Raw genomic sequence first — 26,183 nt, forward strand, 5'->3', positions numbered from 1 at the left:
CGGCTGCGCCGACCGGACCAGCCCTCAGCCGGCCGGTGTGGTGGATCAGAAACCCAGCTTGCGCAGCTGCTTGGGGTCGCGCTGCCAGTCCTTCGCGACGCGGACGTGCAGGTCGAGATAGACCCGACTGCCGAGCAGCTCCTCGATCTGCCGGCGGGCGTTCGTGCCGACCTCCTTGAGCCGGCTCGCCTTGTGACCGAGAACGATGGCCTTCTGGCTGGGCCGCTCCACGTAAAGGTCGGCGTAGATCTTCATGACCTGACCCTCGGGGATCATCTCCTCCACCACCACGGCGATGGAGTGCGGCAGCTCGTCACGGACGCCCTCCAGGGCTGCCTCCCGGATCAGCTCCGCGACGAGAACCTGCTCGGGATCGTCGGTCAGCATGTCGTCCGGGTAGAGCTGCGGCGACGGCGGCAGGTATTTGGTCATCACCTCGACCAGGGTGTCCACCTGGTGCCCGGACACCGCGCTCACCGGCACGATCTCGGCGAACTCCCCCATCTGGCTCACCGCGAGCAGCTGCTCCGCCAGGCGGCGCTTGTCGACCAGGTCGGTCTTGGTGACCACCGCCAGCACTGTCGCCTTCAACTCGGCCAGCTCACCGGTGATGAACCGGTCACCGCGCCCCACCGGCTCGTCCGCCGGAATGCACAGGCCGATGACGTCGACCTCCGTCCAGGTGGACCGGACCAGGTCGTTGAGGCGCTCGCCGAGCAGCGTACGGGGGCGGTGCAGGCCTGGGGTGTCGACCAGGACCAGCTGCGACTCCGGTCGGTGCAGCACGGCCCGGATGACGTGCCGGGTGGTCTGCGGCTTGTTCGAGGTGATCGCGATCTTGGTGCCGACGATGGCGTTGGTCAGCGTCGACTTGCCCGCATTGGGCCGGCCGACGAAGCAGCCGAACCCGGCACGGTACGGCCGCGCCTCCGGGTCCTGCACGGGGCTCACTGGGTCACCGTGCCGAGGACCGTGCCGTCGGGAGCGGCCACGTGAATCGGCGCGTCCACCGTGAGGTCACGTACGGCCGCATGACCGGCGCCGTCCAGCGTCGACGCCTCGGTCACCACCGCCGCGGCCTCCAGCCGGCTCGCCCCGGCAGCCACGGCGGACGCGACCGCCAACTGCAACGCGGTGAGGGTCAACGAGGGCAGCGCGACACTGGCCGCCGCGTACGTCCGACCGTCCTGATCCCGGACCGCGGCGCCCTCCACGGCGCCGACCCGTCCGCGGGCTCCCCGGGCCAGGACGACGAGCTTGCCGTCCTCGGCGCTGAGCGTCGCCGACTCGGTGGGGGCGGGTCGGGCGGCGGGCGCGGCGGGTGTGTCAGGCATCGGCAGCTTGCCTCTCGTCATCTCGGTAGTTGTCCGTGTCGTCCCCGGGGCCGGCGTGGTCGCCACGCCCCGCGGTGTCCTGTTCGTGGCCCGACTCCACCCGGCTGACCAGGACGGTGTCGATCCGGTTGCGCCGGCCGGTGGTGCCCTCGGCGACCAGCCGGAGGCCGGCGACCTCCGCCTCCGCACCGGGGATCGGCACCCGCCCCAGCGACTGGGCGAGCAGGCCACCGACCGTCTCCACCTCGTCGGTGGGCAGATCGGTGTCGAACATCTCGCCCAGGTTCTCGACCGGCAGGCGGGCGGTCACCCGCACCGTGGAGTCCGCCAGACGTTCGACGGGCGGGCGTTCCACATCGTACTCGTCGGTGATCTCACCGACGATCTCCTCCAGGATGTCCTCGATGGTGACCAGACCGCCGGTGCCGCCGTACTCGTCGACGACGATGACCAGGTGGTTGCGGGCCGCCTGCATCTCCGACAGCAGGTCGTCGACCGGCTTGGACTCCGGAACGAAGGTCGCCGGGCGCATCAGCTCGGCCACCGGCAACTGCTCGGCCTCCGGGTCACCGCCCCGGGAACGTCGGATCAGGTCCTTGAGGTAGAGCACACCCAGCACGTCGTCGACGCTCTCGCCGATCACCGGGATGCGGGAGAAACCGGAACGCAGGAAGAGCGCCAGCGCCTGCGCGAGCGTCTTGCCCTCCTCGATCCACACCATCTCCGTACGCGGGACCATCACCTCGCGGGCGATGGTGTCGCCGAGGGCGAAGACCGAGTGGATCATCTGGCGCTCGCCGTGCTCGACCACGCCGCGTTGCTCGGCCAGATCGACCAGCTCCCGCAACTCCACCTGGGTGGCGAACGGCCCCTCACGGAAGCCGCGCCCCGGGGTGACCGCGTTGCCGATCAGGATCAGCAACGACGCGAGCGGGTTGAGCGCCCGGCCCAGCCAGCGGACCATCGGCGCCACCGCACGACCCACGGCGTACGCGTGCTGCCGGCCGATGGTGCGCGGCGCGACGCCGACCACCACGAAGCTGACCACGGTCATCGCGCCGGCGGTCACCAGCGCGGCCCGCCAGCCCGCACCGAAGCTGTCCACCGCGACGAGCGCCACCAGCGTGGTGGCGGTCAGCTCGGCGAGCAGCCGCAACAGCAGGAGCAGGTTGAGGTGCCGGACGACGTCGCCGGCGACGACCTGGAGGGTGCGGGCGCCGCGCACACCGTCACGGGCCAGCTCGGCGGCCCGGGCCGGCGAGACCGCCGCGAGAGCTGCCTCGGTCATCGCGATCAGACCGGCCAGCACCACCAGGCCGGCCGCGAAGACGATCAGCTGCAGGTCAGGAAGGCCGGCGGTGGCACCGGCCGCAAGTAACGGAGGAGTGGACATCACTGGGTGCGGGTCGACCGCCAGCTGGCCAGCAGTCGGGCCTGGAGCGCGAACATCTCCCGCTCCTCCTCCGGCTCGGCGTGGTCGTAGCCGAGCAGGTGCAGCACCCCGTGCACGGTGAGCAGGTGCAGCTCGTCGGCCGGCGCGTGCCCGGCGGTAGCCGCCTGCTTGGCCGCGACCTCCGGGCACAGCACGATGTCGCCGAGCAGGGCGGGCTCGCCGCCGGCTGGCGCGGACTCACCCGGGCCGTGGTCGACGCTGCCCTCGTCCATGGGGAAGGCGAGCACGTCGGTCGGGCCTTCGCCACCCATCCAGCGGTGGTTCAGCTCGGTCATGTAGTCGATGTCGACCAACAGCACGGACAACTCGGCGAGGGGGTTGACTCCCATCTCGTCGAGGGCGTGCCGGGCGACGGCGAGCACGGCGTCAGTGTCGACGTCGACACCGGACTCGTTGGCGATCTCGATGGACAACTGCTTTCCTCTGCTTTAGCGGCGACGGCCGGCCCGGCCGCCCTGGGCGGGTCGCCCGGGCACGGCGTGGACGCCCTGCGCCTGCTGGTTCTCCCGCTCGGCGTCCCAGCGGGCGTACGCGTCGACGATCTCCCCGACCAGACGGTGGCGGACCACGTCGGTGCTGGACAACTGGGCGAAGTGCACGTCGTCGACGTTTCCAAGGATCTCCCGGACGACCCGCAGGCCGCTGCTCGTCCCGCCGGGAAGGTCCACCTGGGTGACGTCACCGGTCACGACGATCTTGGAGTTGAAGCCGAGTCGGGTGAGGAACATCTTCATCTGCTCGGGCGTCGTGTTCTGCGCCTCGTCCAGGATGATGAACGCGTCACTCAGCGTCCGGCCCCGCATGTATGCCAGAGGCGCGACCTCGATCGTGCCCGCGGCCATCAGCTTGGGGATCGTCTCCGGGTCGAGCATCTCGTGCAGCGCGTCGTAGAGCGGGCGCAGGTACGGGTCGATCTTCTCGTTGAGCGTGCCGGGCAGGAAGCCCAGTCGCTCACCCGCCTCCACCGCCGGCCGGGTCAGGATGATCCGGTTGACCTGCTTGGCCTGCAACGCCTGGACGGCTTTCGCCATCGCCAGGTAGGTCTTGCCGGTGCCGGCCGGGCCGATGCCGAAGACGATGGTGTTCGAGTCGATCGCGTCGACGTAGCGCTTCTGACCGAGCGTCTTGGGGCGGATGGTGCGCCCGCGACGGGAGAGGATGTTGAGCGTCAGAACCTCGGCGGGCCGCTCAGCGGTGCCCTGCTCGAGCATGCCGACGGTACGCCGGACGGCGTCAGTGGTCAGGGTCTCGCCTTTCTCGATGAGTTCGAGCAGCTCACTGAAGACGCGCTCGGCGAGGGCGTTGTCCGCGGGCTCACCGGTGATGGTGATCTCATTGCCGCGAACGTGCACGTCACTGGCGACCGAGCGTTCGACGAGTCGGAGGATCTCGTCGCCTGCGCCGAGCAGGTTGACCATGATCTTCGAGTCGGGCACGGTGATCCTGGTCTGCACCCGGGGCGGGCCGGGAGGTGGGGTGCCGGTCATAGGTCGGGCCCGTAGGGCCCTGCGCCACCTGCTCTCGATCTCGGCGCCGGCCTGCTGGCCTGGCGTGCGGACGTTACACCCATCGTATCCGTTCAACGCGGGCCGCATCGCGCCCATTTCCGCTGGCCGCGATCAACTGCCGGCCCGGAAGTCGTACCCCTCGAAGGTCTCCTGGTGGCGGGTGAACCGGTACGTCGCCCAGTGCATCCGGACCACCGCCCCGGCCTCGTCCCGGGTCAGCCGCAGCAGCTCACCGGCCTCCCGACCGGAGGCGGTGCGGAACACGTCCGGCTGGTCCGGCAGGGGCGTGAAGATCGCCGGCGGGCGTCCGGCGGCGTCACCGGCCCCGCTCGCCCGCAGGGCACCGTCGCGCCAGGAGAACACGTACTCGAAACCCTCCCCCCACCAGCGACCGAGCACGCCCCGCAGGGCCGCCGGGGCGGGTGCCCCCGGTCGCCATGGCTCGATCTCGGCCGGGTCGTGCTCGACCGCCGCGGCGAGCAGCCGGTGCGGCAGGTCGAACAGTTCGGCCGCCGTGCCGGACGAGCCGAGCACCGCGGCACCCATCGCGCCGGCCGTGCCGTCGCCGCCCCGACGGCCGTACACCCCGGCGAGGAAACCGGGCATCGCCCCGTGGTGCCCCACGTGCATCACCCGCTCCCCCTGCGGGACGAGGATCAGGCCGAGCCCGAAGCCCGCGCCCCAGAGCGTCTCGTCGGTGGTGGTCAGCGGCCAGCGCATCTCGTCCAGGGTGGCGGGGGCGAGCACCGTGCCGGTCGGGTCCAGTGCCGCCGGGTCGGCCAGGAACGCGGCCCAGCGCGCCATGTCGGTCGCGGTGCTCCAGAGCTGGGCGGCCGGGCCGACCGCGCCGAAGTCGGTCGGCGGCTCCGGGTGCGCCTCGTCGGAGTACGCGTCGACCAGGAAGCCGGTGGCCGCCGTCGGCCGAGGGATCACCGTGGTGTCGGTCAGCCCCAGCGGCGTGAGGATCCGCTCGGTGAGCACCTGTGCCCAGCTCTCGCCGCGCAGCCGGGCGACCAGTTGACCGAGCACGGCCAGGCCCAGGTTGGAGTAGTGGAACCGCCGTCCGGTCGGCAGCACCCGCTCGGCCCGGTCCAGCTCTGCCACCAACTGGTCGGCGTCCGGTGCGCGCAGGCTGTCCCAGACGTCGCCGAACGGCTCGCGTTGCAGACCGGCGGTGTGCGACAGCAGCCGGCGCACGGTCAGCTCGCCATGTGCGGGAAGGTCCAGGTGCCGGCCCACCGGGTCGTCCAGGTCCAGCAGCCCGTCGTCGCGACACTGGAGGGTGAGGGCCGCGGTGAAGGTCTTGGTGACCGAGCCGATCCGGAACTGGGTGTCCGGCCCCAGCGGGCTGTCGGTGCCGGTCTCGCCGACGGTGCAGCTCCAGAGCGGGCGGTCGGCCCGGTGCAGCGCCGCCGACACCGCCGGCACCCGGGCGTCGGCCTGCACCCGCCGGACCAACCGACCCAGGCGCTCATCCACCCGGCTGTCCGGCGCCGGACCTGCGCTCACGCCAGGTCCCGGGCGAGCATCGGGCCGAGCGGCGCGCCACCGAGCAGATGTGCGTGCACGTGGAACACCTCCTGACCGCCGTACGCGCCGGTGTTGAACATCAACCGGAAGCCGTCGCCGAGCAGGCCCTCGTCCTCCGCCACCGAGGCGGACGTCGCCAGCACGTCGGCGGCCAGCGCAGGGTCACCCTGGGCGAGCGTGGCGACGTCGGCGTAGTGCTCTTTCGGAATGACCAGGACGTGCACCGGCGCCTTCGGGTCGATGTCGCGGAAGGCGAGCGTGGTGTCGGTCTCCCGGACCACGGTGGCCGGGATCTCCCCGGCGACGATGCGGCAGAACAGGCAGTCGGATCCCATCGGGGCAGTGTAAGGACTAACGGGCCGGGGGCGCCCCGGCGCAGCATGCGCCGCCGGCCTGTTCGCAGGAGAGACCGGCTGAGGCAGGATGGCCGGCATGACGGATCGGGCGGTACTCGTGACGGGGGCCTCGCGCGGCATCGGCCGTGCGGTGGCGACGGCGTTCGCGGTCGGTGGCGACCGGGTGGCGATCCACCACCGCGACTCGGCCGACGCGGCCGAACAGCTGCGCGCGCAGTTGCCCGGCACCGGGCACGTGGTGGTCCGCGCGGACCTCACCGACCCGGACGCCGTCCGGGCCATGGTCGACGGGGCCGCCGAGCTGCTCGGCGGGTTGGACGTGCTGGTCAACAACGCCGGAACGTACGGCGACCGGGACGAGCCGCACCCGATCTTCGGCACCTCCTACGAGCAGTGGCAGCAGCGCTGGCGGCGGGTGGTGGAAACCAACCTCACCGGAGCCGGCAACGTCACCTGGTGCGCCGCCCAGCACATGCGCGAACGCGGTGGGCGGATCGTCAACGTCTCGTCCCGTGGCGCGTTCCGGGGCGAGCCGGACCAGCCCGCGTACGGCGCCAGCAAGGCGGGTCTGAACGCGCTGGGTCAGTCGCTCGCCGTGGCGCTCGCGCCGTACGGCATCACTGTCGCCACCGTCGCGCCGGGTTTCGTGGCGACCGACATGACCACCGAGCACCTGCGCGGCGAGCACGGCGCGGCGATCCGGGCGCAGAGCCCGTTCGACCGGGTGGCCGAGCCGGAGGAGATCGCGGCCGCGGTGCACTGGCTGGCCTCGCCGCAGGCCGAGTGGGCCTCCGGCACGATCGTCGACCTCAACGGCGCCTCCTACCTGCGCAGCTGACGGCGGAACAGCTGCCCACATCACCCGGCCAGGGGGTGGTTCGCGGCACGAGGGCGGGTAAGTCTCTGCGACATGGCCGACTCCGCGCTGCTGGATCTCACCGCCGACTACCAGGTGGCCGATGGCCACGACGACGACCCCGTCCTGCTCCGACCCGACGGGACGCCCGTCGAGACCTGGCGGGAGGACTACCCGTACGACGAACGGATGGACCGCGACGAGTACGACCGCGACAAGCGGCTGCTCCAGATCGAGCTGCTCAAACTCCAGGACTGGATCAAGGAGTCCGGCGAGCGCCTGGTGATCGTCTTCGAGGGCCGGGACGCGGCCGGCAAGGGCGGCACCATCAAACGTTTCATGGAACACCTCAACCCGCGTGGGGCGTCGGTGGTGGCGCTCGCCAAGCCGGACGAGCGGGAGGCCGGCCAGTGGTACTTCCAGCGGTGGATGGCGCACCTGCCGGCGGCCGGTGAGATCGTGCTGTTCGACCGTTCCTGGTACAACAGGGCCGGCGTCGAGCGGGTGATGGGCTTCTGCTCCCGCAAGGAATACCTGGAGTTCCTGCGTCAGGCCCCGGAGCTGGAGCGGATGCTGGTGCGCTCGGGCATCCGGCTGGTCAAGTTCTGGTTCTCCGTCTCGCAGAACGAGCAGCGCACCCGGTTCGCGATCCGCCAGGTCGACCCGGTCCGGCAGTGGAAGCTGTCCCCGATGGACATCGCGTCGCTGGACCGGTGGGACGAGTACACGGAGGCCAAGGAGGCGATGTTCTTCTGGACCGACACCGCCGACGCGCCGTGGACGGTGGTGAAGAGCAACGACAAGAAGCGGGCCCGGCTGGAGGCGATGCGCCACGTGCTGCACCGCTTCGACTACGCCGGCAAGGACCCCGAGGTGGTCGGCACGCCCGACCCACAGATCATCGGGCCGGCCGGGCTGGACCTGACGCCGGAGGAAGAGGTGGTGCCGGTGTTCCCCCGCCCGTAAACAAGCCAGCAGCCGACGGGCTACCAGCGGCCGAGGCGGGTGGCGAGCACGCTGAGCGCCGCCACTCCGGCGGTCGACGTACGCAGCACCGCCGGCCCGAGCCGCACCGGCCGGCCGCCGGCCTCACGGAATGCGGTCAGCTCGGCCGGGGCGATGCCACCCTCGGGGCCGACCACCAGGACGATCTCACCGGTGGCCGGCAGCTCGGCGGTGGTGAGCCGCTCGTCGGCCTCCTCGTGCAGCACGAACCCGGCGGCGGCACCGGCGATCCGGCGGGCCACAGTGGCTGTCGACTCGTCCGGCGCACCGGCCACCACCGGCAGCCACGGCCGGCGGGCCTGCTTGGCCGCCTCCCGGGCGGTCGCCACCCACTTCTCCCTGGCCCGTACGCCCCGGTCACCCCGCCACTGGGCCACCGAGCGCGACGCCGCCCAGGGCACGATCTCGTCGACGCCGACCTCGGTCATCGCCTGCACGGCCAACTCGCCCCGGTCGCCCTTCGCGATGCCCTGCACGGTGACGATCCGGGGTACGGGCGCGTCCGCGTACCCCCGGGAGGTGATGGTGACCTCCAGGGTGCCCCGGCCGACGACGGTGACCACGGCGGCGGCCGTGCCACCCCGGCCGTCGGCGAGCAGCAGCTCCTCGCCGACGCGCAGCCGCTGCACTGTGGCGGCGTGGTGCCCCTCGGGGCCGTCCAGGGTCAGCGCGTCGCCGGTGGGCAGCGCCTCGACCAGGAACAGCGGCGCGGACACCTCAGGCGTGCCCGTTGAACGCGTCGCGCATCCGGGAGAAGAAGCCGCCCTGCTTGGACAACTCGGCGACCTCCTCACCGCGGGTCTTGGCGAAGTCGCGCAGCATCTTTTCCTGGTCGGGGTCGAGCTTGGTCGGCGTCCGCACGTCCAGGTGCACGTAGAGGTCGCCTCGGCCGGTGCCGCGCAGGTGCGGCACCCCCCGGGCGCGCAGCCGCAGCGTGCTGGCCGGCTGGGTGCCGGCCTTGACGTCGACCGTCTCCTCGCTGTCCAGGGTCTTGATGGTGAGCCGGGTGCCCAGTGCCGCCGCGGTCATCGGCACGGTGACCCGGCAGTGCAGGTCGTCGCCCTTGCGGGAGTAGACGTCGTGCGGCCGCTCGTGGATCTCCACGTAGAGGTCGCCGGCGGTGCCGCCACCCGGGCCGACCTCACCCTGCTGGGCGAGCCGGATCCGCATGCCGTCCTCGACGCCGGCCGGGATCTTGACGGTCAGCGAGCGGCGGGTGCGCACCCGGCCGTCGCCGGCGCAGGTGGGGCAGGGGTGCGGGATGGTCGTGCCGTAGCCCTGGCACACGGTGCACGGCCGGGCGGAGACCACCTGGCCGAGGAAGGTGCGCTGCACCGACTGCACCTCGCCCCGCCCGGCACACGCCTCACAGGTCGCCAGGTGGGTGCCGGCCGCCGTGCCGGCGCCGGAGCAGGTGGTGCACAGCACTGCGGTGTCGACGGTGATCGGGGCCTCGACGCCGAACGCCGTCTCGTGCAGGTCCAGTTCGAGGCGCAGGATCGCGTCGGCGCCCGGCCGGGTACGCGGACGCGGACCACGGGCGCCGCCCGCGGCACCGCCGAAGAACGCGTCCATGATGTCCTGGAAACCGACGAACGGGCCGGCACCACCAGGACCTCCGGGGCCTCCGGCACCGCCGCCGCCCGGGGCGAGCGGGTCGCCACCCAGGTCGACGATTTGCCGCTTCCGGTCGTCCGAGAGGACCTCGTACGCGGCGTTGATGTCCTTGAACTTCTCCTGAGCCTCCGGGTCCGGATTGACGTCCGGGTGGAACTGGCGCGCCAGCTTGCGGTAGGCGCGCTTGATCTCGTCATCGGAGGCTTCCCGGCTCACACCGAGAATGCCGTAGTAGTCCCTGGCCACTGCGTTCCGTGTCCTCATGTTCGTCTCGCGTTGTGCCGGTCGGCGGCCGCAGCCGGCCGCATCGGCCCTGACCAATCAGTTCTGGGCCAGCAACTCGCCCACGTAGCGTGCCACGGCGCGAACCGTGGCGATGTTGCCGGGGTAGTCCATCCGAGTGGGCCCCAGCACCCCCAGGCCGCCGACGATCGTGGCGCCCGGGCCGTAGCCGGTGCTGACCACGGAGGCGGCCCGCAGGTTGTCGAACTCGTTCTCGTCGCCGATCAGCACCCGGGTCGTGCTCGGCTCGGTCTCGCCGATGAGCTTGAGCAGGACGACCTCCTCCTCCAGCGCCTCGAGGATCGGTCGCAGGGAACCCTGGAAGTCGAGCAGGCCACCCCGGGTGAGGTTGGCGGTGCCGGCCAGGGCGATGCGTTCCTCGTGCCGCTCGACCAGGGTCTCCAGCAGCACAGTGGCGAGCGTGGTCATGGCCGGACGCAGCTTGGGCGACGACTCCTCGACCAGCGCCTGCACCAGCGGTGGCGTGTCGGACAGCCGGGCGCCGGCGAGCTTCTCGTTGACCAGTCGGCGCAGGTCGGTGACGTCGTCGGCGGGCACCGGACCGGGCAGCTCCACCAGACGCTGCTCCACCCGCCCGGTGTCCGCGATCATGACGACCATCAGTCGGGTGGTGGAGATCGGCACCAGCTCCAGGTGACGCACCGAGGAGCGGGCCAGGCTCGGGTACTGCACGACGGCGACCTGCCGGGTGAGCTGGGCGAGCAGGCGCACGGTGCGGTGCACCACGTCGTCGAGGTCGACCGCGCCGACCAGGAAGCGCTCGATGGCCCGGCGTTCGGCCGGGCTGAGCGGCTTGACCCGGGACAACCTGTCGACGAAGAGTCGGTAGCCGCGGTCGGTGGGCACCCGGCCGGCACTCGTGTGCGGCTGCCGGATGTAGCCCTCCTCCTCCAGCACGGCCATGTCGTTGCGGACCGTGGCCGGGGAGACCCCGAGCTGGTGCCGCTCGACCAGCGCCTTGCTGCCGACCGGCTCCTGGGTGGAGACGTAGTCTTCGACGATGGCGCGGAGCACGGCGAGTTTCCGGTCGTCGAGACCCATCCTCCGCACCTCCTGTCGCACGTCGGCCGCCGGCGTCCTCGGCCGGCCGGGCCGTCCTGGCACTCGACTGTAACGAGTGCCAGTCTACGTCGGCGCGCCCGCCAGCGCGATGATCAACGGCTGCCCGTCGGCGCGGCCCGCGCCACCCCGCCGGGCCGATCGACCCTCACCGCCGGGCGGTGTCGCGCTGGTGCCGCGTTGCCACGTGCCCCTACGGTGGCATCCATGACTGAACCTCCTCGCCCTCCCGGCGCGGGTGACCCCGGTAACTACCCGCCGGAGCCGCCCACCGCACCACTGTCCGGGGCACCCGGCCCGGGCGGCTATCCCCCGCCCGGTGGCTATCCGCCGCCCACCGGTGACCAACCGCCGTCAGGCGGCTACCCTCCGGCTGGTGGCTATCCCCCGCCCGGCGGCTATCCCCCGCCCGGTGGCGGCTACCCGACCGGCGGCGCCTACGGCGGCCCTGGCGGCTTCGCCAACAACGAGGACAAGACCTGGGCGCTGATCGCCCACTTCGGCGGCGCCGTCGGCATGATCGTCAGCGGCGGTGTGCTCGGCTGGATCGCCCCGCTGGTGGCGATGCTGGCACGTGGCAGCCAGTCCCCGACGGTGCGGGCGCACGCCGTGGCGGCGCTCAACTTCCAGCTCATCTGGTCGATCGTCGGCCTGGTCGGCTGGGTGTTGACCTGCATCCTGATCGGCTTCATCGGGGTCGGCGCAGCCGTCATCCTCGGTCTCGTGTTCGGCATCATCGCCGGAATCAAGGCCAACGAGGGGCAGCTCTACCGCTACCCGCTCTCCGCGAACTTCATCAAGTGATGCCGGGTCGGCCGCTCCCCCGGCCGGCCCGCCCACTCAGGGCAGCAGGTCACGCACTACCGCGTCGGCGAGCAGCCGCCCGCGCAGGGTGAGCACCGCCCGGCCGGCCGCGTACTCCTCGGCGGCCAGCAGGCCGTCGGCCAGGGCCCGCTCGGCGCCCGCCCGGCCGGTGGCGTCGAGCACCGCCAACGGGAGGCCGCTGGCGAGGCGCAGTCGGAGCATCACGTCCTCCATGTGCGCCTCGTCGCCGGTGAGCACCTCGCGGGCCAGGCCGGGCGACGCGCCCGCCGCCAACCGCTGGGCGTACGCAGTGGGGTGTTTGACGTTCCACCAGCGCACCCCGCCGACGTGGCTGTGCGCCCCCGGCCCCAGCCCCCACCAGTCCGCCCCGGTCCAGTAGAGCAGGTTGTGCCGGCAGCGGGCGTCGTCGGTGCGCGCCCAGTTGGAGACCTCGTACCAGGAGAGCCCGGCCGCGTCGAGCGCGGCCTCCGCGGCCAGGTAGCGGTCCGCGGCCACGTCGTCACTGGGGTACGCCAGTTCGCCGCGCCGCATCCGGGCGGCGAGCCGGGTGCCGTCCTCGACGATCAGGGCGTACGCGCTGACGTGGTCCACCCCGGCGGCGACGACCTGCTCCAGCGAAGCGGCGAAGTCCTCGGTGCGCTCCCCCGGGGTGCCGTAGATCAGGTCCAGGTTGACGTGCTCGAACCCGGCGTCGCGTGCCTCCAGGGCGGCGGCGGTGGCCCGGCCGGCGCTGTGTTTGCGGTCCAGGATCGCCAGCACTCCCGGGGAGGCCGACTGCATGCCCAGCGAAATCCGGGTGTAGCCGGCGGCCCGCAGCAGCTTCAACGATTCCGGGGTGACCGATTCGGGGTTGGCCTCGGTGGTCACCTCGGCGTCGGCGGCCAGCCCCCAGGTGCGGTCGATGCCGTCGAGGATGCGGGCCAGGTCGTCGGCGGGGAGCAGGGTGGGCGTTCCACCGCCCACGAAGACGGTGTCGACCCGGGGCGGCGGGCTGTCGCCCAGCACCCGGGCGGCGAGCGCGAGCTCGGCCAGGACGGTGTCGGCGTACCCCTCGCGGCTCGCACCGCCGCCCAACTCGGACGCCGTGTAGGTGTTGAAGTCGCAGTAGCCGCAGCGGCTGGCGCAGAACGGCACGTGGACGTACACGCCGAAGCCGCGCGCGCCGACCGCCGTGGTGGCGGTGGCGGGCAGCGATCCGTCGACGGGGACGGTCTCACCATCTGGAAGGACGCCGGGCATGGCCACTAGTGTGCCCGGCATGACCTCTCCCGACGTCCTCGTGCGGGTCGCCACGGCCCGCGGGGTGACCACGCTCACCCTGGACAGCCCGCACAACCGCAACGCGCTCTCCACCGGCCTCATGACCCAGCTGCTGGCGGGGTTGGGCGACGCGGTCGCCGACGAGACGGTTCGAGCGATAGTGCTCGACCACACCGGCCCGGTCTTCTGCTCGGGCGCCGACCTGAAGGAGACGGCCGCGGCGTACGCCAGCGGCACGGTGCCCGCCGCGATGCTGGGTGACGTGCTCGCGGCGATCTGGGATTGCCCGAAGCCGGTGCTGGCCCGGGTGGGCGGGCCGGCGCGGGCCGGCGGGCTGGGCCTGATCGCCGCCGCCGACCTGGCGATCTGCGCCGACGAGGCGACGTTCGCGTTCACCGAGGTGCGGATCGGGGTGATCCCGGCGGTGATCTCGGCGACCGTGCTGCCCCGGCTGCACCCGCGCGCCGCCGCCGAGCTCTACCTGACCGGGGACACCTTCGACGGCCGACGGGCCGCCGAGATCGGCCTGGTCACGGCCTCGGTCCCGGCGGACGGGCTGGACGACGCGGTTCGGCGCTACTGCGACTCGCTGGTGCGCGGAGCGCCGGGCGCGCTGGCCGGGGCGAAGGAGCTGCTGCGCCGGCCGGGCACCGCCGAGCTGCGCGGTGACCTGGCCCGGCTGTCCGCCCTCTCGACCGGCTACTTCCTCTCCGACGAGGGGCGCGAGGGGATCATGGCCTTTCGGGAAAAACGATTAACTCGATGGGTGGCCGCTCTGGACGGTGGTTCCGGTGATCATGCCGGGTAGGACCGGGGGCGCCGGTGATCATGCCGGGTGGGACCGGGGTTGCCGGTGATCACGTCGGGTGGGACCGGGGTTGCCGGGGACGCCGCCTGCTTGATGTGGCGTCCCCGGGCCATTCGGTCCGGTCACCAGGCGGTCGCGCCGCCGTCGACCGGGTAGTTCGCCCCGGTGATGTACGACGCCCGGTCAGAGGCCAGGAACACCACCAGTTCGGCGACCTCCTCCGGTTGAGCGAACCGCTTGAGGAGCGTCTTGCCGGTGATGGCGTCCCGAGCCGCCTGGTTGTCACCCAGGTCGCGCTCACTTGCGGGGCTGACGATCGGCCCCGGGCTGACCGCCACCGCGCGGATTCCGTGCGGCGCGCCTTCGAGCGCGAGTTGTCGGGTCAGGCCGATGACGCCGGCGTTGGCGGCGGTGTGGCCGACCATCGGGGGGACGTGACCGGCGATCATGCCGGCCATGGAGGCGGCGTTGATGATGACGCCACCACCACGCCGGACCAGGTGGGGCCAGGCGAACTTGGACACGAAGTACGGAATGTCGAGTTCGCCGGTGATGGTGTAGCGCCAAGCCTCCACGGAGAAGTCCGGCATCGGGCCGAAGCGGAGCGCCGCCGCGTTGTTGTAGACCACGTCGAGCCCGCCGTAGGTCGCGGCGGCGTCCTCGACGAACTTCCGCACCTGCTCCGGGTCGGTGAGGTCGACCGGCGCGATGCCGGTCATCTCGCCGCCGGCGCTCCGAACGAGTTCGACCGTCTCGTCGTTTCCGGCGACCTGGATGTCGGCCCCGACGACCTTTGCGCCCTCCCGCGCGAAGATCTGCGCGGCGACGCGCCCCAGACCGCCGCCGGTGCCGGTCACGAGCACGATCTTGCCGTCGAGCGTTCCCATGGAACTCCTCCTTGCTCCGTGGCTACCCCCGGCCACCTGCGTGAACGACCGGGCGGGCCAGCAATTGACATGTCAATCGGGAGTAAGCGCCTCGACCTTCCGACCATTCCGGGCACCGTCGGGGCGGTGACACGCACGACAGGTCAGACTGGCGGCACACGCGGTGCCCACGATCCGCCAGCGGGCCCTGGCGCCGGATGGCTCGATTCTCGCCGGAGCAGGGTGGACCTCAGGGCCATACGGGCAGGTGAGAGCGCGGCCGGAGCGGGAATGCCGCGATCGGAACGGGTCGGCAGAGCCGGCCTGGAACCGCGCGGACGACCCGGAGGGGCCCGTGGGGGACGTACGCTTGTCAGACTGTCGATCTGGGGGTGTGGGTGCGAACTCGGGCAACCGTGGCGGGTGGAGTAGTGCTCATCCTCGTCGCCGTGATCGCGATCTGGCTCGTCGTACGGCAGGTCGGTGACCGCCTCCAGTTGCCGCTGGCGGCCCGGAAGTGCACCGTGCAGGCCGACGGTCGGGTCGCGCTCGACGCCGACCAGATGGCCAACGCGGCGACCATCGCAGCCATCGGGGCACAGCGCGGGATGTCCGAGCGGGCCGTGGTGGTCGCGCTGGCCACCGCGTACCAGGAGTCCGGGCTGCGCAACCTCGCCGACGGCGACCGGGACTCGGTCGGCCTGTTCCAGCAGCGGCCGAGCCAGGGCTGGGGCACCCCGGCCCAGATCCGCGACCCGCGCTACGCGGCCAACCGGTTCTACGCGGCGCTCAAGAAGGTGCGCGGCTGGGAGAAGATGCGCGTCACCGACGCCGCCCAGCGGGTGCAGCGCTCGGCCTTCCCGGAGGCCTACCAGAAGTGGGCCGACGACTCCGAGGTGCTCAGCCGGGCGCTGATGGGCGACGCGACCGGCGCGGTCGCCTGCACCGTCGGGCGTACCCCGGCGATGCACGGCGCGGCGGCGGCCACGCAGCTGACCCGCAACCTGGTGCTGGACTGGGGGCTGAAGGGCACCGACCCGACCGACCCCACCGGGTTGGCGGTGACGCCGGACGACCAGCGCGACGGCTGGCGGTACGCGCACTGGCTGGTTTCCCACGCCCAGGACCACGGCGTGAAGCGCGTCCGTTTCGGCGACCTGGAGTGGACCGCCCGGGCCGGCACCTGGGGCCGGGCGGACGGCGAGCAGAGCCCCGCCGGTCAGGTGGTGGCCGAGGTGTTCAACGAGGGTTGACCGACCCGGATCTCTTAACCGGCAGTCACCGCACAATCGGACAAGTCTCCGCAAACACCTCTATTGATCACGGTCAAATCACTCTGCGCAGTCCTCTCGCTGCACGGGGTCCCCCTGTGGCCCACCAGCCCCACACGCCGTCCCCGGGGCCAGATCCGTCGCGTTACGATCGGCGGCCTGTGCCAGAAAAGGTTTCACCTCATGGGGAGGGGTACGACGCGGTGTTCGATTACGGCGACCGGACCGGTTACGAACCGATCAGCGACACTGACCGCAAGGAGTTCCACGAGCAGGGCTTCCTCCTGCTGCGCAACGTCCTGACGGAGGACCACCGGGCGGCGCTGGAGGCGGCGGTCGACCGCGTCTACGCGGAGGAGCAGGCGAAGGGCACCACCAAGAAGGACGGCACCCTGCACCTGCTGGGCTTCCTGGAGCGCGACGAGCTCTTCGGCGAGCTGCTGACCCACCCGATCGCCTTCCCGTACATGTGGGGGCTGGCCGGCTGGAACATCTACACGCACCACAACCACCTGGACGTCACCCCGCCGGCCGCCGAGCCGGAGAAGCCGTACTGGGGTTGGCACCAGGACGGGTACCGGCAGAACTCCGACCCGGAGACGATGGACCCGAACCTGCCCCGGCCGATGTTCTCGCTGAAGGTCGCGTACGTGCTATCGGACCTCTCCGAGACCGGCCGCGGCGCCACCAAGGTCATCCCGGGCAGCCACCTGAAGAACTCGCTGCCCCGGCCGGCGGACCTCACCGTGCAGAACCCCGACCCGGAGGGCACGGTGGAGATCACCGCCAACCCGGGCGACGCCTTCATCTTCGACCGTCGGCAGTGGCACTCGCGGTCGACGAACCTGTCGACCGTCACCCGCAAGATGCTCTTCGTCGGCTACACCTACCGGTGGATCCGTCCGCTGGACGAGCTGCACCCCGACGTGAACGGCGAGTGGTACCGCAACCGCACCCCCGTGCAGCGCCAGCTGATCGGCGAGGGCACCCACACCGCCAACTACTGGGGCATCAACTGGGACGGGTACGTCGACGACGAGATCCCGCTGCGCAAGGAGCTCAAGGAGCGCGGTCTGCTCGACCGCAACATCCCCTGGCTCCGCTGACCCACCGCTCGCAGAACGGCCCTCTGCCATCGCCCAGCGGTGGCAGAGGGCCGTTTTCGTGTCTACGGACACGACCGCTCGGGCCGGCCCCGTTCCCGACCACCGCAGGCCGCACTGTCGGTAGCGTGACGGGTGCGCAGGTCGGGGCGCGGTGCCCCCACCCCAGGGCGCGGGGTGGCACAGGAGGCAGTCGCAGTGACGTCCGCTCCGCTTCCCCGGATCCTCCGCCGCCGGGGCGAGCCGGAATACCCGACCTTCCTGGAGCTCTTCTTCGACCTGGTCTACATCTTCATGTTCTCCCGGCTCGCCGCCAGCCTGGCCGCCGACCTCACCATCCGGGGTGCGCTGCAGACCGCCGTACTCCTGCTGGCCGCCTGGTGGGTCTGGGTGCTGACCGCGTGGCTCACCGACCTGTTCAACCCCCGACTGCCGATCATCCAGGCGACCGTCCTGCTGGTCATGCTCGGCACCCTGCTGATGGCGATCGCCACCCCGTACGCCTTCGGCCGCTACGGGTGGCTCTTCGTCGGGGCGTACTTCGGCATCCACCTGGTCCGTGACGCCGTCCTGATCCCCGGCACCCGGGTGAACCGCCCGATCCAGGCCAGGAGCATCCGGGTCTTCTTCTGGTTCGGCGTCACAGTGGCGCCGTGGGTGGCCGGAGTGTTCGTGGACGAGACGGCTCGGCTGGTGCTCTGGTCGCTCGCGGTGGCGGTCGACCTCGGTTCGGCCCGGTTCGGCTGGCCGACGCCGAGGCTGGGGCGCACCGAACTCGCCAGCCAGATCTTCACCGGGGTGCATCTCTCCGAACGGCACCGGGCGATCTTCATCGTTGCGCTCGGCGAGTTGATCCTGAGCATCGGCATGGGACTGGCCGGCAGCGGGTTCACGGCCGGCCAGGTGGCCACCAGCGCGGTCGCGTTCGTCAGCGCGGTGCTCCTGTTCCAGCTCTACTTCCAGCGGGTCCAGCGGATCCTGGCCCCACCGAGCGTCGCGACGGTGGAACGGGTGCGCCCGGGCACCTCCACCTCGTACAGCCATCTGGTGATGGTGGCCGGGGTGGTGGTGGTCTCGGCCAGCACCCTGACGGTCATTGATCAGCCGTCCGGTCGCGCCCCGGTCGAGCTGATGGCCGCCATCCTCGGCGGGCCGGCCCTTTTCCTGCTCGGCAGCGTCCTGTTCGATGCCGTGGTGACCGGCCGGATGCTCTGGTCCCGGGTGCTGGCGATCGTGGTGCTGGGCGCCCTGATGGCACCCGCCACGTTCCTGCTCCCGCCCCTGGCCGCCCTGGTGCTGGCGAACCTGGTCCTGCTGCTCACACTGGTCGGGGAAGGGCTGGCCGCGCGTGACCGCCGCCGGGCCCCGGCGGCCGCGCCGTCACTCTGAGCGGTCGCCCGGCCTTGGCCGCCCGTGCCGAGTCACCGCAGCATCGGCGGTGCCGGCGTACGTGCGTGTAGTCGGGTGCTCACCAGGTTCGCCACGGCGATCAGGAGCAGCACCGCCATGGCGAGCAGCGCGACCAGGACCGGCGGCAGCAGGGGCGCGGTTGGCGCCACGCACGCCAGAAGCACGAGCCCGGCCAGCCGGGACCGCGAGATCCGCCCGAACACGGTGAAGTCGAGGACGCCCCGGCCGACCAGGTACAACGCGGGGCCGCCGAGGATCACCGCGGCCCACGAGGGCGGGGTCTCGCCCAACGGGCGGCCCACCACGAGGTGACTGGTGACCGCCGCGCCGACGATTCCGGCCACCATGACCAGATGGGTGGCCGCCGCGGACTGAGTGAGCAGCGCCGGGTTGGTCGACCGGGTGATCGCGTCGGTCAGCAGCTCACCGGCGCGGTAGGTGTAGATCCGCCACATCAACACGACGGTGGTGAACACCACGAGCAGTGCCCACCCTCGCACCAGCGTGTACTCGCTCATGCTGAAGGTCGTTCCGGTCACGAAGATCGAGACACCGAGCGCGACGATGACGAACTGCCGGTACCGCTCAGCCACCCGCGCGCCGACCAGTCGCCAGTCGCGCGGTCGTGAGCGACCGATCCGCGGCACCGGCCAGCCGAACACGGCTGCGACATACTCGACGACGACCGCGAGCGCCCAGATCGCCAACTGTCCCGAACCGCCGACGAGCGCCCCGCCGATCCAGCCGACGCCGGCGATGGCCTCCCAGACCTGGATCCGGATGCTGCGACGCGGCGGTTTCCTGATCGAGACGACCAGGACGTAGTAGGCCGAGGCGCTGAGGTGGATGACCACGTACGTGATCGCGAAGGGCAGCGCGTGATCGTCGTACGCGTCGGGCGCGAGCGCAGCCAACAGCAGGCTGGCGGCCGCCACCCAGATGAACTGCCCCTGCCCAGCCGGGCGGGTCAGGTCGACGCTGTCCGCCGACCAGACGGTCAGCGCCCAGATCATCGCGAACCCGAGCAGCAGCACCAGCGTCCTGGCGAGGCCGGTCCAGCTGAGGTTCTCGGACAGGACGGTCGCCAGGGTGACCAGCGCGAAGACGTAGACGAGGTCGAAGAAGAGTTCCAGGAACGCCGGACGCTCCAGACCCGGATCAGGTGGTGACGCCGCAGCAGCACCGCCGTCCGTCGCCATCGACATCGCGCTCCACCCGGTCCCCCGCCGCATGCCCTCGATGGGGACAATACGGGCAACCGTCCGCCGTCGGTTCCTGTTGACCGTCTATCCCGACCTGGACGGGAGGGCCGCGTGTCGTCGCGGCTCGCGGTCAGCCGCGGGAGGCGAGGCGGCGGCGTGCCTTCTCCCGGATCGGTTCCGGCAGGCCCTCCGCCTCCAGCAGCCGGGGCAGCAGCTCCGGCTCAAGGCTGGTCGCCCGGAACACCTCGCCGATGGTCACGCCGTGCGCGGGCCGCTCCACCACCTCGACCGGGTCACCCGGGCCGACCTCGCCCTCCCGCAGCACGCGCAGATAGGCGCCGGGCAGCGCCCGGGCGGTGAAGCGTTTGATCAGATCCGGTACGCCCCAGAACCCGGCGAAGGTGGTGCAGGGCGTACGCGGCTTGGTGACCTGGAGCAGGGCGGAACCGACCTGCCACTGCTCGCCGATCACCGCGCCGGTCACGTCGACCGCGTAGGTGGACAGGTTCTCACCAAAGCCACCCGGTCGTACGGCGCGGCCCAGCTCGGCCGCCCACCAGGCGGCGTCCTCCTCCGCGTAGGCGTAGACCGCCTGGTCAGGACCGCCGTGGTGGGCTCGCTCGCCGATGAAGTCACCGACCACCCCGTCCACGCGGACCTGCACCGGGCCGTCCACCGGCCGCTTGTCGATGCCGCTGCGACCGCTCGCGTCGCCGGCCCACTGCGCCTCGGTCACGATGCCGAGGTTCACCGCTGCCACCCTGCCCGTCATGACCGTCAGCCTAGGTGAATTCGCGGTGCGGGCTTGACCTTGACGCTGCGTCAACCCTCCATGCTGGCTGCCATGAGCATCCCGCCAACAACCGATCAGGTCGAGCCGCCGGTGATACACGTGCGGGGCCTGGAGAAGTCGTTCAAGCAACTGAAGGTGCTGCGCGGTGTGGACATCGACGTGGCGCGCGGCTCCATCTTCGCCCTGCTCGGCTCCAACGGGGCGGGCAAGACCACTGTGGTGAAGATCCTGTCCACGCTGCTCAAGGCCGACGGGGGGACCGCCCGGGTCAACGGCTTCGACGTCGCGGCGCAGGCTGCCGAGGTGCGCGAGTCGATCAGTCTCACCGGGCAGTTCGCGGCGGTCGACGAGGTCCTCACCGGGCGGGAGAACCTCGTCCTGGTCGCCCGGCTCAGGCACCGTCCAGCGCCGCGCACGGTCGCGGATGACCTGCTGAGGCGCTTCTCGCTGACCGAGGCGGGCACCCGGAGGGTGGCGACGTACTCCGGTGGCATGCGCCGCCGGCTGGACATCGCGATGAGCCTCATCGGGAACCCACCGGTGATCTTCCTCGACGAGCCGACAACCGGGCTGGACCCGGAGGCGCGCATCGAGGTGTGGCAGGCCGTCAAGGAACTCGCCAAGGGTGGTACGACCGTGCTGCTCACCACTCAGTACCTCGACGAGGCGGAGCACCTCGCCGACCGGCTCGCGATCCTGCACGAGGGACGGATCATCGTGAACGGCACCCTCGACGAGCTCAAGCAGCTCCTCCCACCCGCAAAAGTCGAGTACGTCGAGAAGCAGCCGAGCCTTGAGGACGTCTTCCTCACCGTCGTCGGCGCCCGCACGAGCAAGGAACAACGATGAACAGGCATTTCGTCGGCGACACCGCCGTTCTCCTGGGTCGCTCGCTGCGCCACATCGCCCGCAGCCCGGACACCATCATCACCACCGCAATCATGCCGATCGCCTTCATGCTGCTGTTCGTCTACGTCTTCGGCGGCGCGATCGAGACCGGGTCCGACTCCTACGTCAACTACCTGCTGCCCGGCATCCTGATCATCACGATCGCCTCGGGCATCTCCTACACCGCCTTCCGGCTCTTCCTCGACCTGAAGGGCGGCATTTTCGAACGGTTCCAGTCCATGCCGATCGCCCGCTCCGCCGTGCTGTGGGCGCACGTCCTGACCTCGCTGGTCGCCAACCTGATCTCGATCGTCGTCGTCATCGGCGTCGCCCTGATCATGGGCTTCCGTACGGGGGCGGGCGTGTCGGGGTGGCTCGCGGTCGCCGGCATCCTCGTCCTGTTCACCCTGGCCCTGACCTGGATCGCCGTGATCCCCGGCCTCACCGCGAAGACGCTGGACGGCGCGAGCGCGTTCTCCTATCCGCTCATCTTCCTGCCGTTCGTCAGCTCGGCCTTCGTGCCCACCGGGTCCATGCCCGGCCCGGTACGCGCCTTCGCCGAGCACCAGCCGGTGACCTCCATCGTCAACGCGATCCGGGACCTGTTCGCCCAACAGCCGGTCGGCACGGACATCTGGATCGCCCTCGCCTGGTGCACCGGCATCCTCGTCCTCGCCTACCTGTTCGCCAATGTCACCTACCGTCGCACGATCTCCTGAACCGGTGTCCACCAGAGCTGGACGGACTACGGGCAGGATCAGGGCATGCTGACGATCGGCCAACTCGCGGCGTACGCCGGCGTCACGGTGCGGGCGGTGCGGCACTATCACCAGATCGGGCTCCTGCCCGAGCCGGAGCGGGACGCTTCGGGCTACCGGCGGTACGGCGCAACGGCAGTCGTGTCGCTCATCAAGATCCGCACCCTCGCCGACGCCGGCGTGCCACTGTCGCAGATCAGTCGGATGCTCGAAGCCGACGCCTCAGCCTTCGCCGAAGCGATCCGGACCATCGACAGCCACCTGCGCGACGAGATCCAACGGCTGGAGACCAGCCGCAGACACATCGCGCAACTCACCGCCGGGGACAGCCTGGCGCTCCCACCGGAGGTCGCCGCCTATCTCGACCGACTCCGGGGCATCGGGGCGTCCCAGCGGATGGTGGAGGCCGAACGGGACGGGTGGATCCTGGTCGCGGCGCGCTGGCCCGACCGGATCGTCGAGTGGATGCCCGGCAAGATCGCCCACCTCGATGATCCGCAGGTCGTCCGGCTCTACCGGGTGCTCTCGGAGATCTTCGACGGTGACGAGGAGGACGACCCGCGGCTGGCGGAGGCCGCCGACATCATGGCCTGCCTGGCAGAGCAGGCGTACGCCGCCAACGAGGTCCTGCACGTCGATGAGGCCAATGACGATCTTCCGCACGACCTGATCGACGCGCTTGCCGTCGAGTCCGACCCGCGGGTGCGGCGGCTGCGGGAGCTGATGCGCGAGCGCGGCTGGTCCGGTTGGAACCGGATGGAGCGGCTGCCGAAGCCGCCCCCCGACTGACCGCCGGGCGGCGCTTCCGACCGCTCAGCCCTTGACGGCGCCGGCCACCAGGCCGGAGACCATCCGACGCTGCACCAGCAGGAAGAAGATGATGACCGGCAGGGTGAACAGGGTCGACGCCGCCATCACCGGTCCCCAGTTGGTGTCGTCGCGGCCGAAGAAGAAGGTCATCGCCACCGGCAGGGTGTAGCTCTCCTGGTCGTTGATGAACGTCAACGCGAAGATCAGCTCGTTCCACGCCGTGATGAAGGAGAAGATGCTGGTGGCCACCAGGCCGGGCGCGACCAGCGGGAAGAGGACCCGCCGGAAGATCTGGGCCCGGCTCGCCCCGTCGATGGCCGCCGCCTCCTCCAGTTCCTTGGGCACCGCGGCGACGAAACCACGAAGCATCCAGACCGCGAACGGCAGCGAGAAGCCCAGGTACGTGAGGATCAGGCTGGGCAGGGTGTTGTAGAGCCCCAGTCGCTGGATCATCAGGAACAGCGGGATGACCAGCGCCTCCAGTGGGATCATCTGCACCACCAGCAGCATGATCAGGAAGCTGGTCCGCAGCTTGAAGCGGAACCGCGCCACCGCCGTCGCGGCCAGCAGGGCCACCAGCCCACTGAGCACCACTGTGGAGACGGCGACCAGCGCGCTGTTGAGGAAGAAGTCGAGGAAGCTCACCCCGGGGATCAGGTTGCCGGTCAGGATCTCCCGGTAGTGCTCCAGCGTCGGGTGGGTCGGCACCGGCTGCGGAGTGGACGAGAAGATCTCTCTGCTCGGCTTCAGCGAGGTGGAGATCATCCAGTAGACCGGGAACGCCGCGAAGAGCGCGACCAGCAGCCCGGCGCCGTTGAGGGCGACCTTCTTCACGACTCGTCCTCCTGCCTGAGCACCATCCGTACGTAGAAGCCGGTGACCATCAGCAGGATCAGCGTGAGGATCACCGCGATGGCCGCGCCGAGTCCGTACTTCGGCGGCGGGGAGAAGGCTTCGGCGTACGAGTAGATGGCGAGCATGAACGTCGGCCGGTCCTGGGTGCCGCCGGCCAGCACGAACTGCTGGGTGAAGACCTTGAAGTCCCAGATGGTGGAGAGCACGATCAGGATCCCGAAGACCGGCCGCAGCAGCGGAAACGTGATCTTCCAGAAGACCCGCCACGGGCTGGCGCCGTCCACCCGGGCGGCCTCGTGCAGCTCGCTCGGCACGCTCTTGAGACCAGCGAGCACGCTCACCGCGATGAACGGGAACGAGTGCCAGACCACCACCAGGGTGAGGATGGCGAAGAAGAGCAGCGGCGAGTTGAACCAGCCGTAGCCGGTCCAGTCGCTACGGCCGAAGAGGCTGTTGGACAGCCCGTCGGGCAGGGCGTTGAACAGCCACGTGACGAGGCCGCTCGTGTCGTCGAAAATCCACTTCCAGACGATGGTGCCGGTCAGCGCCGGGGTGGCCCAGGCGAGCATCACGCAACTGGCCACGAAGGTCGCCATCTTGCGGCCGAGCCGGTTGAGCAGGAGCCCGACCAGGGTGCCAAGGACCATGGTGAGCAGCACGTTGGCCGCGGCGAACAGCACCGTGTTGCGCAGCACCGTCAGGAAGAACGGGTCGGAGAGGATGTCGGCGTAGTTGCCCAGCCCCACCCACGGCCACTCCCGGTCGCCGCGCAACTGCCGGACGGTGTTCAGCCGGTAGAAGGACATCACCACCACCTGGCCGAGCGGCCAGAGCAGCAGCACCCCGATGATCACCAGTGCGGGCAGGAGTAACAGGTAGGGCAGGCGGTCAACCCGGCGACGCCGCCGCGCGGGGGTCTCCCGCGCGGCGGCCGTCTCCGGGTTCTTTGTCAGCGTGGTCACTTGGCGTTGAGAATGCTTTCCATCTCACCGGCCGCGTCGGCGGTAGCCTTCTCGACCGTCTTCTGACCCTTCATGACCGAGCTGTTCATCGCCTGGGTCACCGTCTTGGTCCGGCTGACCTCCACCCACTTCGGGGTGAGCGGCGTGAGCTTGGTGTTCTGCATGGTGGTGGCGAACGCCGCCATCACCTTGTCGTTGGCGTACGCGTCACCGGCCACCAGGTCCTGGTAGACCGGGAAGAAGCCGAGGCTGCTCGCGAAGCTCTGCGAGTTCTTCTTGTTGAGCAGCACGGTCAGGTAGTCCCAGGCCAGATCCTGGCGCTCGCTGTCCTTCCAGATCGCCACGTCCGAACCGCCGGCGAAAGCGGGTGCCGCCTTGCCGTCCGGGCCGGGGATCGGGAACGTACCCCAGACCTTCTCGATCTCGGGGTTGTCCTTCTTGATGGCACCCTGCTGCCAACTGCCGGCGAAGGCCATCGCCGCCTTGCCGGTGGCGAACTGGGTCCGCGCGTCGATCTCGTTCCAACCGGCCGCGGCCGGCGGGGCCACCTTGTGCACTGTCACCAGGTCGGTCCAGAACTTGACCGCCCGCTGCGCCTCCGGCGTGGTGTAGCCGGACTTCCAGGTGCCGCCCTGGTTGCTGGCGATCTCGCCACCGGCGCCCCAGAGGAAGGAGTAGAACGGCAGCTCCGAGTTGCCCGGCAGGGCGATGCCGTACGTGCCCTTCTTCTTCGCCTGCACGGTCTTCGCCACGGTGACCAGGTCGTCCCAGGTCTTCGGGGGCTGCACACCGGCCTCGGCGAACCAGTCGGTGCGGTAGTAGATAGCGCGCACACCCGCGTACCAGGGCACGCCGTACTGCTTGCCGTCGAGCTGCGCGTTGCGCACCAGGTCGGGCAGCAGGGCCTTGCCGTCGGCCCAGCCGCCCATCCGACCACTCACGTCGGCGAGCGCCTCCTGGGCCGCCCAGCCCTGGGTCTCGGTGTTGCCCAGCTCGGTGATGTCCGGTCCCTCGCCACCGGCGAGCGCGGCCTGGAACTTCTTGGGCGCCTCGAGCCAGGGAATGTACTGCACCACCACGTCGGTGTCAGGGTGCTTCTGGCGGAACTCGGCCTCGACCCCGTCGAGGAAGGTGTTCTGCGCGTCGCCGCCCTCGCCCATCATCCAGACCGTGAGCTTGCTGTCGTCGGCCGCCTTGTCGTCGGAACCCCCACAGCCGGTCAGCACCATCGCGGCCGAGGCCACCATGGCGGTGACCGGGGCCAACCGCTTCCACCTGTTCACGCCACTGCTCCCCTCGCGCCGCCTGGAACTAACCTTCTCCGCCGCACCCTAGTACGGAGAATTCCTTT

At 70.8% G+C, this 26,183-nt stretch carries 27 protein-coding genes; 10 read left to right on the forward strand and 17 right to left on the reverse strand.

The window, feature by feature from the left end; all coding sequences use genetic code 11:
- Nucleotides 1–45: 45 nt before the first annotated feature.
- The 7 genes from era to KBX46_RS19455 all read right to left on the reverse strand — a co-directional run bounded on the left by era (nt 46) and on the right by KBX46_RS19455 (nt 6,160).
- The gene (gene era, locus KBX46_RS19425; protein ID WP_374223709.1) at nt 46–942 is read right to left on the reverse strand and encodes a GTPase Era; all 897 of its coding nucleotides are present in this window, start codon (nt 940–942) and stop codon (nt 46–48) included.
- Between the two features lie 5 nt (nt 943–947).
- Nucleotides 948–1,334 (reverse strand): cytidine deaminase, encoded by a 387-nt coding sequence (locus KBX46_RS19430; protein ID WP_088949687.1) that lies wholly within the window; start codon nt 1,332–1,334, stop codon nt 948–950.
- Nucleotides 1,327–2,751: a hemolysin family protein gene (locus KBX46_RS19435; protein WP_088951947.1), complete on the reverse strand. Its 1,425-nt coding sequence runs from the start codon at nt 2,749–2,751 to the stop codon at nt 1,327–1,329. The genes KBX46_RS19430 and KBX46_RS19435 overlap by 8 nt, the downstream gene beginning before the upstream one ends.
- Complete coding sequence (gene ybeY / locus KBX46_RS19440) at nt 2,727–3,200, reverse strand: rRNA maturation RNase YbeY (protein WP_088949688.1); 474 nt, start codon at nt 3,198–3,200, stop codon at nt 2,727–2,729. Before ybeY ends, KBX46_RS19435 begins: the two co-directional genes overlap by 25 nt.
- Before the next feature lie 15 nt (nt 3,201–3,215).
- Nucleotides 3,216–4,274, reverse strand: coding sequence for a PhoH family protein (locus KBX46_RS19445; protein WP_088949689.1), 1,059 nt, complete (start codon nt 4,272–4,274; stop codon nt 3,216–3,218).
- 132 nt (nt 4,275–4,406) lie between these two features.
- Entirely contained in the window at nt 4,407–5,804 is a 1,398-nt protein-coding gene (locus KBX46_RS19450) for a serine hydrolase (RefSeq protein WP_210793541.1), read from the reverse strand.
- The gene (locus tag KBX46_RS19455; protein ID WP_210793542.1) at nt 5,801–6,160 is read right to left on the reverse strand and encodes a histidine triad nucleotide-binding protein; all 360 of its coding nucleotides are present in this window, start codon (nt 6,158–6,160) and stop codon (nt 5,801–5,803) included. Before KBX46_RS19455 ends, KBX46_RS19450 begins: the two co-directional genes overlap by 4 nt.
- A 97-nt stretch (nt 6,161–6,257) precedes the next feature.
- Between KBX46_RS19455 and KBX46_RS19460 the strand changes: the two genes are divergently transcribed.
- The gene (locus tag KBX46_RS19460) at nt 6,258–7,019 is read left to right on the forward strand and encodes an SDR family NAD(P)-dependent oxidoreductase (protein ID WP_210793543.1); all 762 of its coding nucleotides are present in this window, start codon (nt 6,258–6,260) and stop codon (nt 7,017–7,019) included.
- A 72-nt stretch (nt 7,020–7,091) separates the two neighbouring features.
- Nucleotides 7,092–8,003: a polyphosphate kinase 2 gene (gene ppk2, locus KBX46_RS19465; protein WP_088949692.1), complete on the forward strand. Its 912-nt coding sequence runs from the start codon at nt 7,092–7,094 to the stop codon at nt 8,001–8,003.
- Between the two features lie 20 nt (nt 8,004–8,023).
- On the opposite strand, the gene KBX46_RS19470 is transcribed toward ppk2, so the two are convergent.
- The 3 genes from KBX46_RS19470 to hrcA form a co-directional block, all read right to left on the reverse strand.
- Entirely contained in the window at nt 8,024–8,758 is a 735-nt protein-coding gene (locus tag KBX46_RS19470; RefSeq protein ID WP_210793544.1) for a 16S rRNA (uracil(1498)-N(3))-methyltransferase, read from the reverse strand.
- Between the two features lies 1 nt (nt 8,759).
- Nucleotides 8,760–9,905: a molecular chaperone DnaJ gene (gene dnaJ / locus KBX46_RS19475; RefSeq protein WP_172862226.1), complete on the reverse strand. Its 1,146-nt coding sequence runs from the start codon at nt 9,903–9,905 to the stop codon at nt 8,760–8,762.
- 75 nt (nt 9,906–9,980) lie between these two features.
- The gene (gene hrcA, locus KBX46_RS19480; protein ID WP_088949695.1) at nt 9,981–11,003 is read right to left on the reverse strand and encodes a heat-inducible transcriptional repressor HrcA; all 1,023 of its coding nucleotides are present in this window, start codon (nt 11,001–11,003) and stop codon (nt 9,981–9,983) included.
- A gap of 225 nt (nt 11,004–11,228) precedes the next feature.
- On the opposite strand from hrcA, the gene KBX46_RS19485 reads away from it, so the two are divergent.
- Complete coding sequence (locus KBX46_RS19485) at nt 11,229–11,825, forward strand: DUF4870 domain-containing protein (RefSeq protein WP_088949696.1); 597 nt, start codon at nt 11,229–11,231, stop codon at nt 11,823–11,825.
- Between the two features lie 36 nt (nt 11,826–11,861).
- Here the strand turns inward: KBX46_RS19485 and hemW are convergent, their stop codons facing one another.
- On the reverse strand, nt 11,862–13,085 hold the full coding sequence (gene hemW / locus KBX46_RS19490; RefSeq protein ID WP_210793586.1) for a radical SAM family heme chaperone HemW: 1,224 nt from the start codon (nt 13,083–13,085) through the stop codon (nt 11,862–11,864).
- A gap of 19 nt (nt 13,086–13,104) precedes the next feature.
- On the opposite strand from hemW, the gene KBX46_RS19495 reads away from it, so the two are divergent.
- The gene (locus tag KBX46_RS19495) at nt 13,105–13,914 is read left to right on the forward strand and encodes an enoyl-CoA hydratase-related protein (RefSeq protein WP_210793545.1); all 810 of its coding nucleotides are present in this window, start codon (nt 13,105–13,107) and stop codon (nt 13,912–13,914) included.
- Nucleotides 13,915–14,036: 122 nt separating this feature from the next.
- Here the strand turns inward: KBX46_RS19495 and KBX46_RS19500 are convergent, their stop codons facing one another.
- Complete coding sequence (locus KBX46_RS19500) at nt 14,037–14,801, reverse strand: SDR family NAD(P)-dependent oxidoreductase (RefSeq protein WP_088949698.1); 765 nt, start codon at nt 14,799–14,801, stop codon at nt 14,037–14,039.
- Nucleotides 14,802–15,172: 371 nt separating this feature from the next.
- Here KBX46_RS19500 and KBX46_RS19505 point away from each other — a divergent pair, with 371 nt between their 5' ends.
- The 3 genes from KBX46_RS19505 to KBX46_RS19515 all read left to right on the forward strand — a co-directional run bounded on the left by KBX46_RS19505 (nt 15,173) and on the right by KBX46_RS19515 (nt 18,543).
- Entirely contained in the window at nt 15,173–16,033 is an 861-nt protein-coding gene (locus KBX46_RS19505) for a hypothetical protein (RefSeq protein ID WP_088949699.1), read from the forward strand.
- Between the two features lie 221 nt (nt 16,034–16,254).
- A complete protein-coding gene (locus tag KBX46_RS19510) occupies nt 16,255–17,157 on the forward strand; it encodes a phytanoyl-CoA dioxygenase family protein (protein WP_088949700.1) in 903 nt (300 codons plus the stop codon).
- Between the two features lie 195 nt (nt 17,158–17,352).
- Nucleotides 17,353–18,543: a low temperature requirement protein A gene (locus KBX46_RS19515; protein ID WP_210793546.1), complete on the forward strand. Its 1,191-nt coding sequence runs from the start codon at nt 17,353–17,355 to the stop codon at nt 18,541–18,543.
- A gap of 32 nt (nt 18,544–18,575) precedes the next feature.
- Here the strand turns inward: KBX46_RS19515 and KBX46_RS19520 are convergent, their stop codons facing one another.
- Nucleotides 18,576–19,769, reverse strand: a complete 1,194-nt coding sequence (locus KBX46_RS19520) for a low temperature requirement protein A (RefSeq protein WP_210793547.1) — start codon at nt 19,767–19,769, stop codon at nt 18,576–18,578.
- A 127-nt stretch (nt 19,770–19,896) separates the two neighbouring features.
- Entirely contained in the window at nt 19,897–20,538 is a 642-nt protein-coding gene (locus KBX46_RS19525; protein ID WP_088949703.1) for an MOSC domain-containing protein, read from the reverse strand.
- Between the two features lie 72 nt (nt 20,539–20,610).
- On the opposite strand from KBX46_RS19525, the gene KBX46_RS19530 reads away from it, so the two are divergent.
- From KBX46_RS19530 to KBX46_RS19540, 3 genes are read left to right on the forward strand one after another with little or no spacing between them, the layout of a single operon-like run.
- Complete coding sequence (locus KBX46_RS19530; RefSeq protein ID WP_247667804.1) at nt 20,611–21,408, forward strand: ABC transporter ATP-binding protein; 798 nt, start codon at nt 20,611–20,613, stop codon at nt 21,406–21,408.
- Nucleotides 21,405–22,166 carry an ABC transporter permease gene (locus tag KBX46_RS19535; protein ID WP_210793548.1) on the forward strand — a complete coding sequence of 254 codons (762 nt, stop codon included), beginning with the start codon at nt 21,405–21,407 and terminating at the stop codon, nt 22,164–22,166. Before KBX46_RS19530 ends, KBX46_RS19535 begins: the two co-directional genes overlap by 4 nt.
- 45 nt (nt 22,167–22,211) lie before the next feature.
- Nucleotides 22,212–22,994, forward strand: coding sequence for a MerR family transcriptional regulator (locus KBX46_RS19540; protein WP_210793549.1), 783 nt, complete (start codon nt 22,212–22,214; stop codon nt 22,992–22,994).
- Nucleotides 22,995–23,018: 24 nt separating this feature from the next.
- Here KBX46_RS19540 and KBX46_RS19545 read toward each other — a convergent pair whose 3' ends face one another.
- The 3 genes from KBX46_RS19545 to KBX46_RS19555 are packed head-to-tail and all read right to left on the reverse strand — an operon-like array spanning nt 23,019 to nt 26,115.
- The gene (locus KBX46_RS19545; protein WP_210793550.1) at nt 23,019–23,849 is read right to left on the reverse strand and encodes a carbohydrate ABC transporter permease; all 831 of its coding nucleotides are present in this window, start codon (nt 23,847–23,849) and stop codon (nt 23,019–23,021) included.
- Nucleotides 23,846–24,832, reverse strand: coding sequence for a carbohydrate ABC transporter permease (locus KBX46_RS19550; protein WP_099856570.1), 987 nt, complete (start codon nt 24,830–24,832; stop codon nt 23,846–23,848). Before KBX46_RS19550 ends, KBX46_RS19545 begins: the two co-directional genes overlap by 4 nt.
- Complete coding sequence (locus KBX46_RS19555) at nt 24,829–26,115, reverse strand: sugar ABC transporter substrate-binding protein (RefSeq protein WP_210793551.1); 1,287 nt, start codon at nt 26,113–26,115, stop codon at nt 24,829–24,831. The genes KBX46_RS19550 and KBX46_RS19555 overlap by 4 nt, the downstream gene beginning before the upstream one ends.
- Between the last annotated feature and the right edge of the window lie 68 nt (nt 26,116–26,183).

Source organism: Micromonospora sp. C81, from assembly GCF_018070425.1.
Lineage (GTDB): Bacteria > Actinomycetota > Actinomycetes > Mycobacteriales > Micromonosporaceae > Micromonospora > Micromonospora zamorensis.

Excerpts from the sequence above, each read along its gene's own strand:
- hemW (WP_210793586.1), bottom strand. The coding sequence starts at position 13,085 with ATGCCCGGCGTCCTTCCAGATGGTGAGACCGTCCCCGTCGACGGATCG.
- hrcA (WP_088949695.1), bottom strand. The coding sequence starts at position 11,003 with ATGGGTCTCGACGACCGGAAACTCGCCGTGCTCCGCGCCATCGTCGAA.
- KBX46_RS19500 (WP_088949698.1), bottom strand. The coding sequence starts at position 14,801 with ATGGGAACGCTCGACGGCAAGATCGTGCTCGTGACCGGCACCGGCGGC.
- KBX46_RS19535 (WP_210793548.1), top strand. The coding sequence starts at position 21,405 with ATGAACAGGCATTTCGTCGGCGACACCGCCGTTCTCCTGGGTCGCTCG.
- ppk2 (WP_088949692.1), top strand. The coding sequence starts at position 7,092 with ATGGCCGACTCCGCGCTGCTGGATCTCACCGCCGACTACCAGGTGGCC.
- KBX46_RS19540 (WP_210793549.1), top strand. The coding sequence starts at position 22,212 with ATGCTGACGATCGGCCAACTCGCGGCGTACGCCGGCGTCACGGTGCGG.
- KBX46_RS19460 (WP_210793543.1), top strand. The coding sequence starts at position 6,258 with ATGACGGATCGGGCGGTACTCGTGACGGGGGCCTCGCGCGGCATCGGC.
- KBX46_RS19525 (WP_088949703.1), bottom strand. The coding sequence starts at position 20,538 with ATGACGGGCAGGGTGGCAGCGGTGAACCTCGGCATCGTGACCGAGGCG.
- KBX46_RS19495 (WP_210793545.1), top strand. The coding sequence starts at position 13,105 with ATGACCTCTCCCGACGTCCTCGTGCGGGTCGCCACGGCCCGCGGGGTG.
- KBX46_RS19520 (WP_210793547.1), bottom strand. The coding sequence starts at position 19,769 with ATGTCGATGGCGACGGACGGCGGTGCTGCTGCGGCGTCACCACCTGAT.
- KBX46_RS19430 (WP_088949687.1), bottom strand. The coding sequence starts at position 1,334 with ATGCCTGACACACCCGCCGCGCCCGCCGCCCGACCCGCCCCCACCGAG.
- KBX46_RS19485 (WP_088949696.1), top strand. The coding sequence starts at position 11,229 with ATGACTGAACCTCCTCGCCCTCCCGGCGCGGGTGACCCCGGTAACTAC.
- KBX46_RS19445 (WP_088949689.1), bottom strand. The coding sequence starts at position 4,274 with ATGACCGGCACCCCACCTCCCGGCCCGCCCCGGGTGCAGACCAGGATC.
- KBX46_RS19530 (WP_247667804.1), top strand. The coding sequence starts at position 20,611 with ATGAGCATCCCGCCAACAACCGATCAGGTCGAGCCGCCGGTGATACAC.
- KBX46_RS19455 (WP_210793542.1), bottom strand. The coding sequence starts at position 6,160 with ATGGGATCCGACTGCCTGTTCTGCCGCATCGTCGCCGGGGAGATCCCG.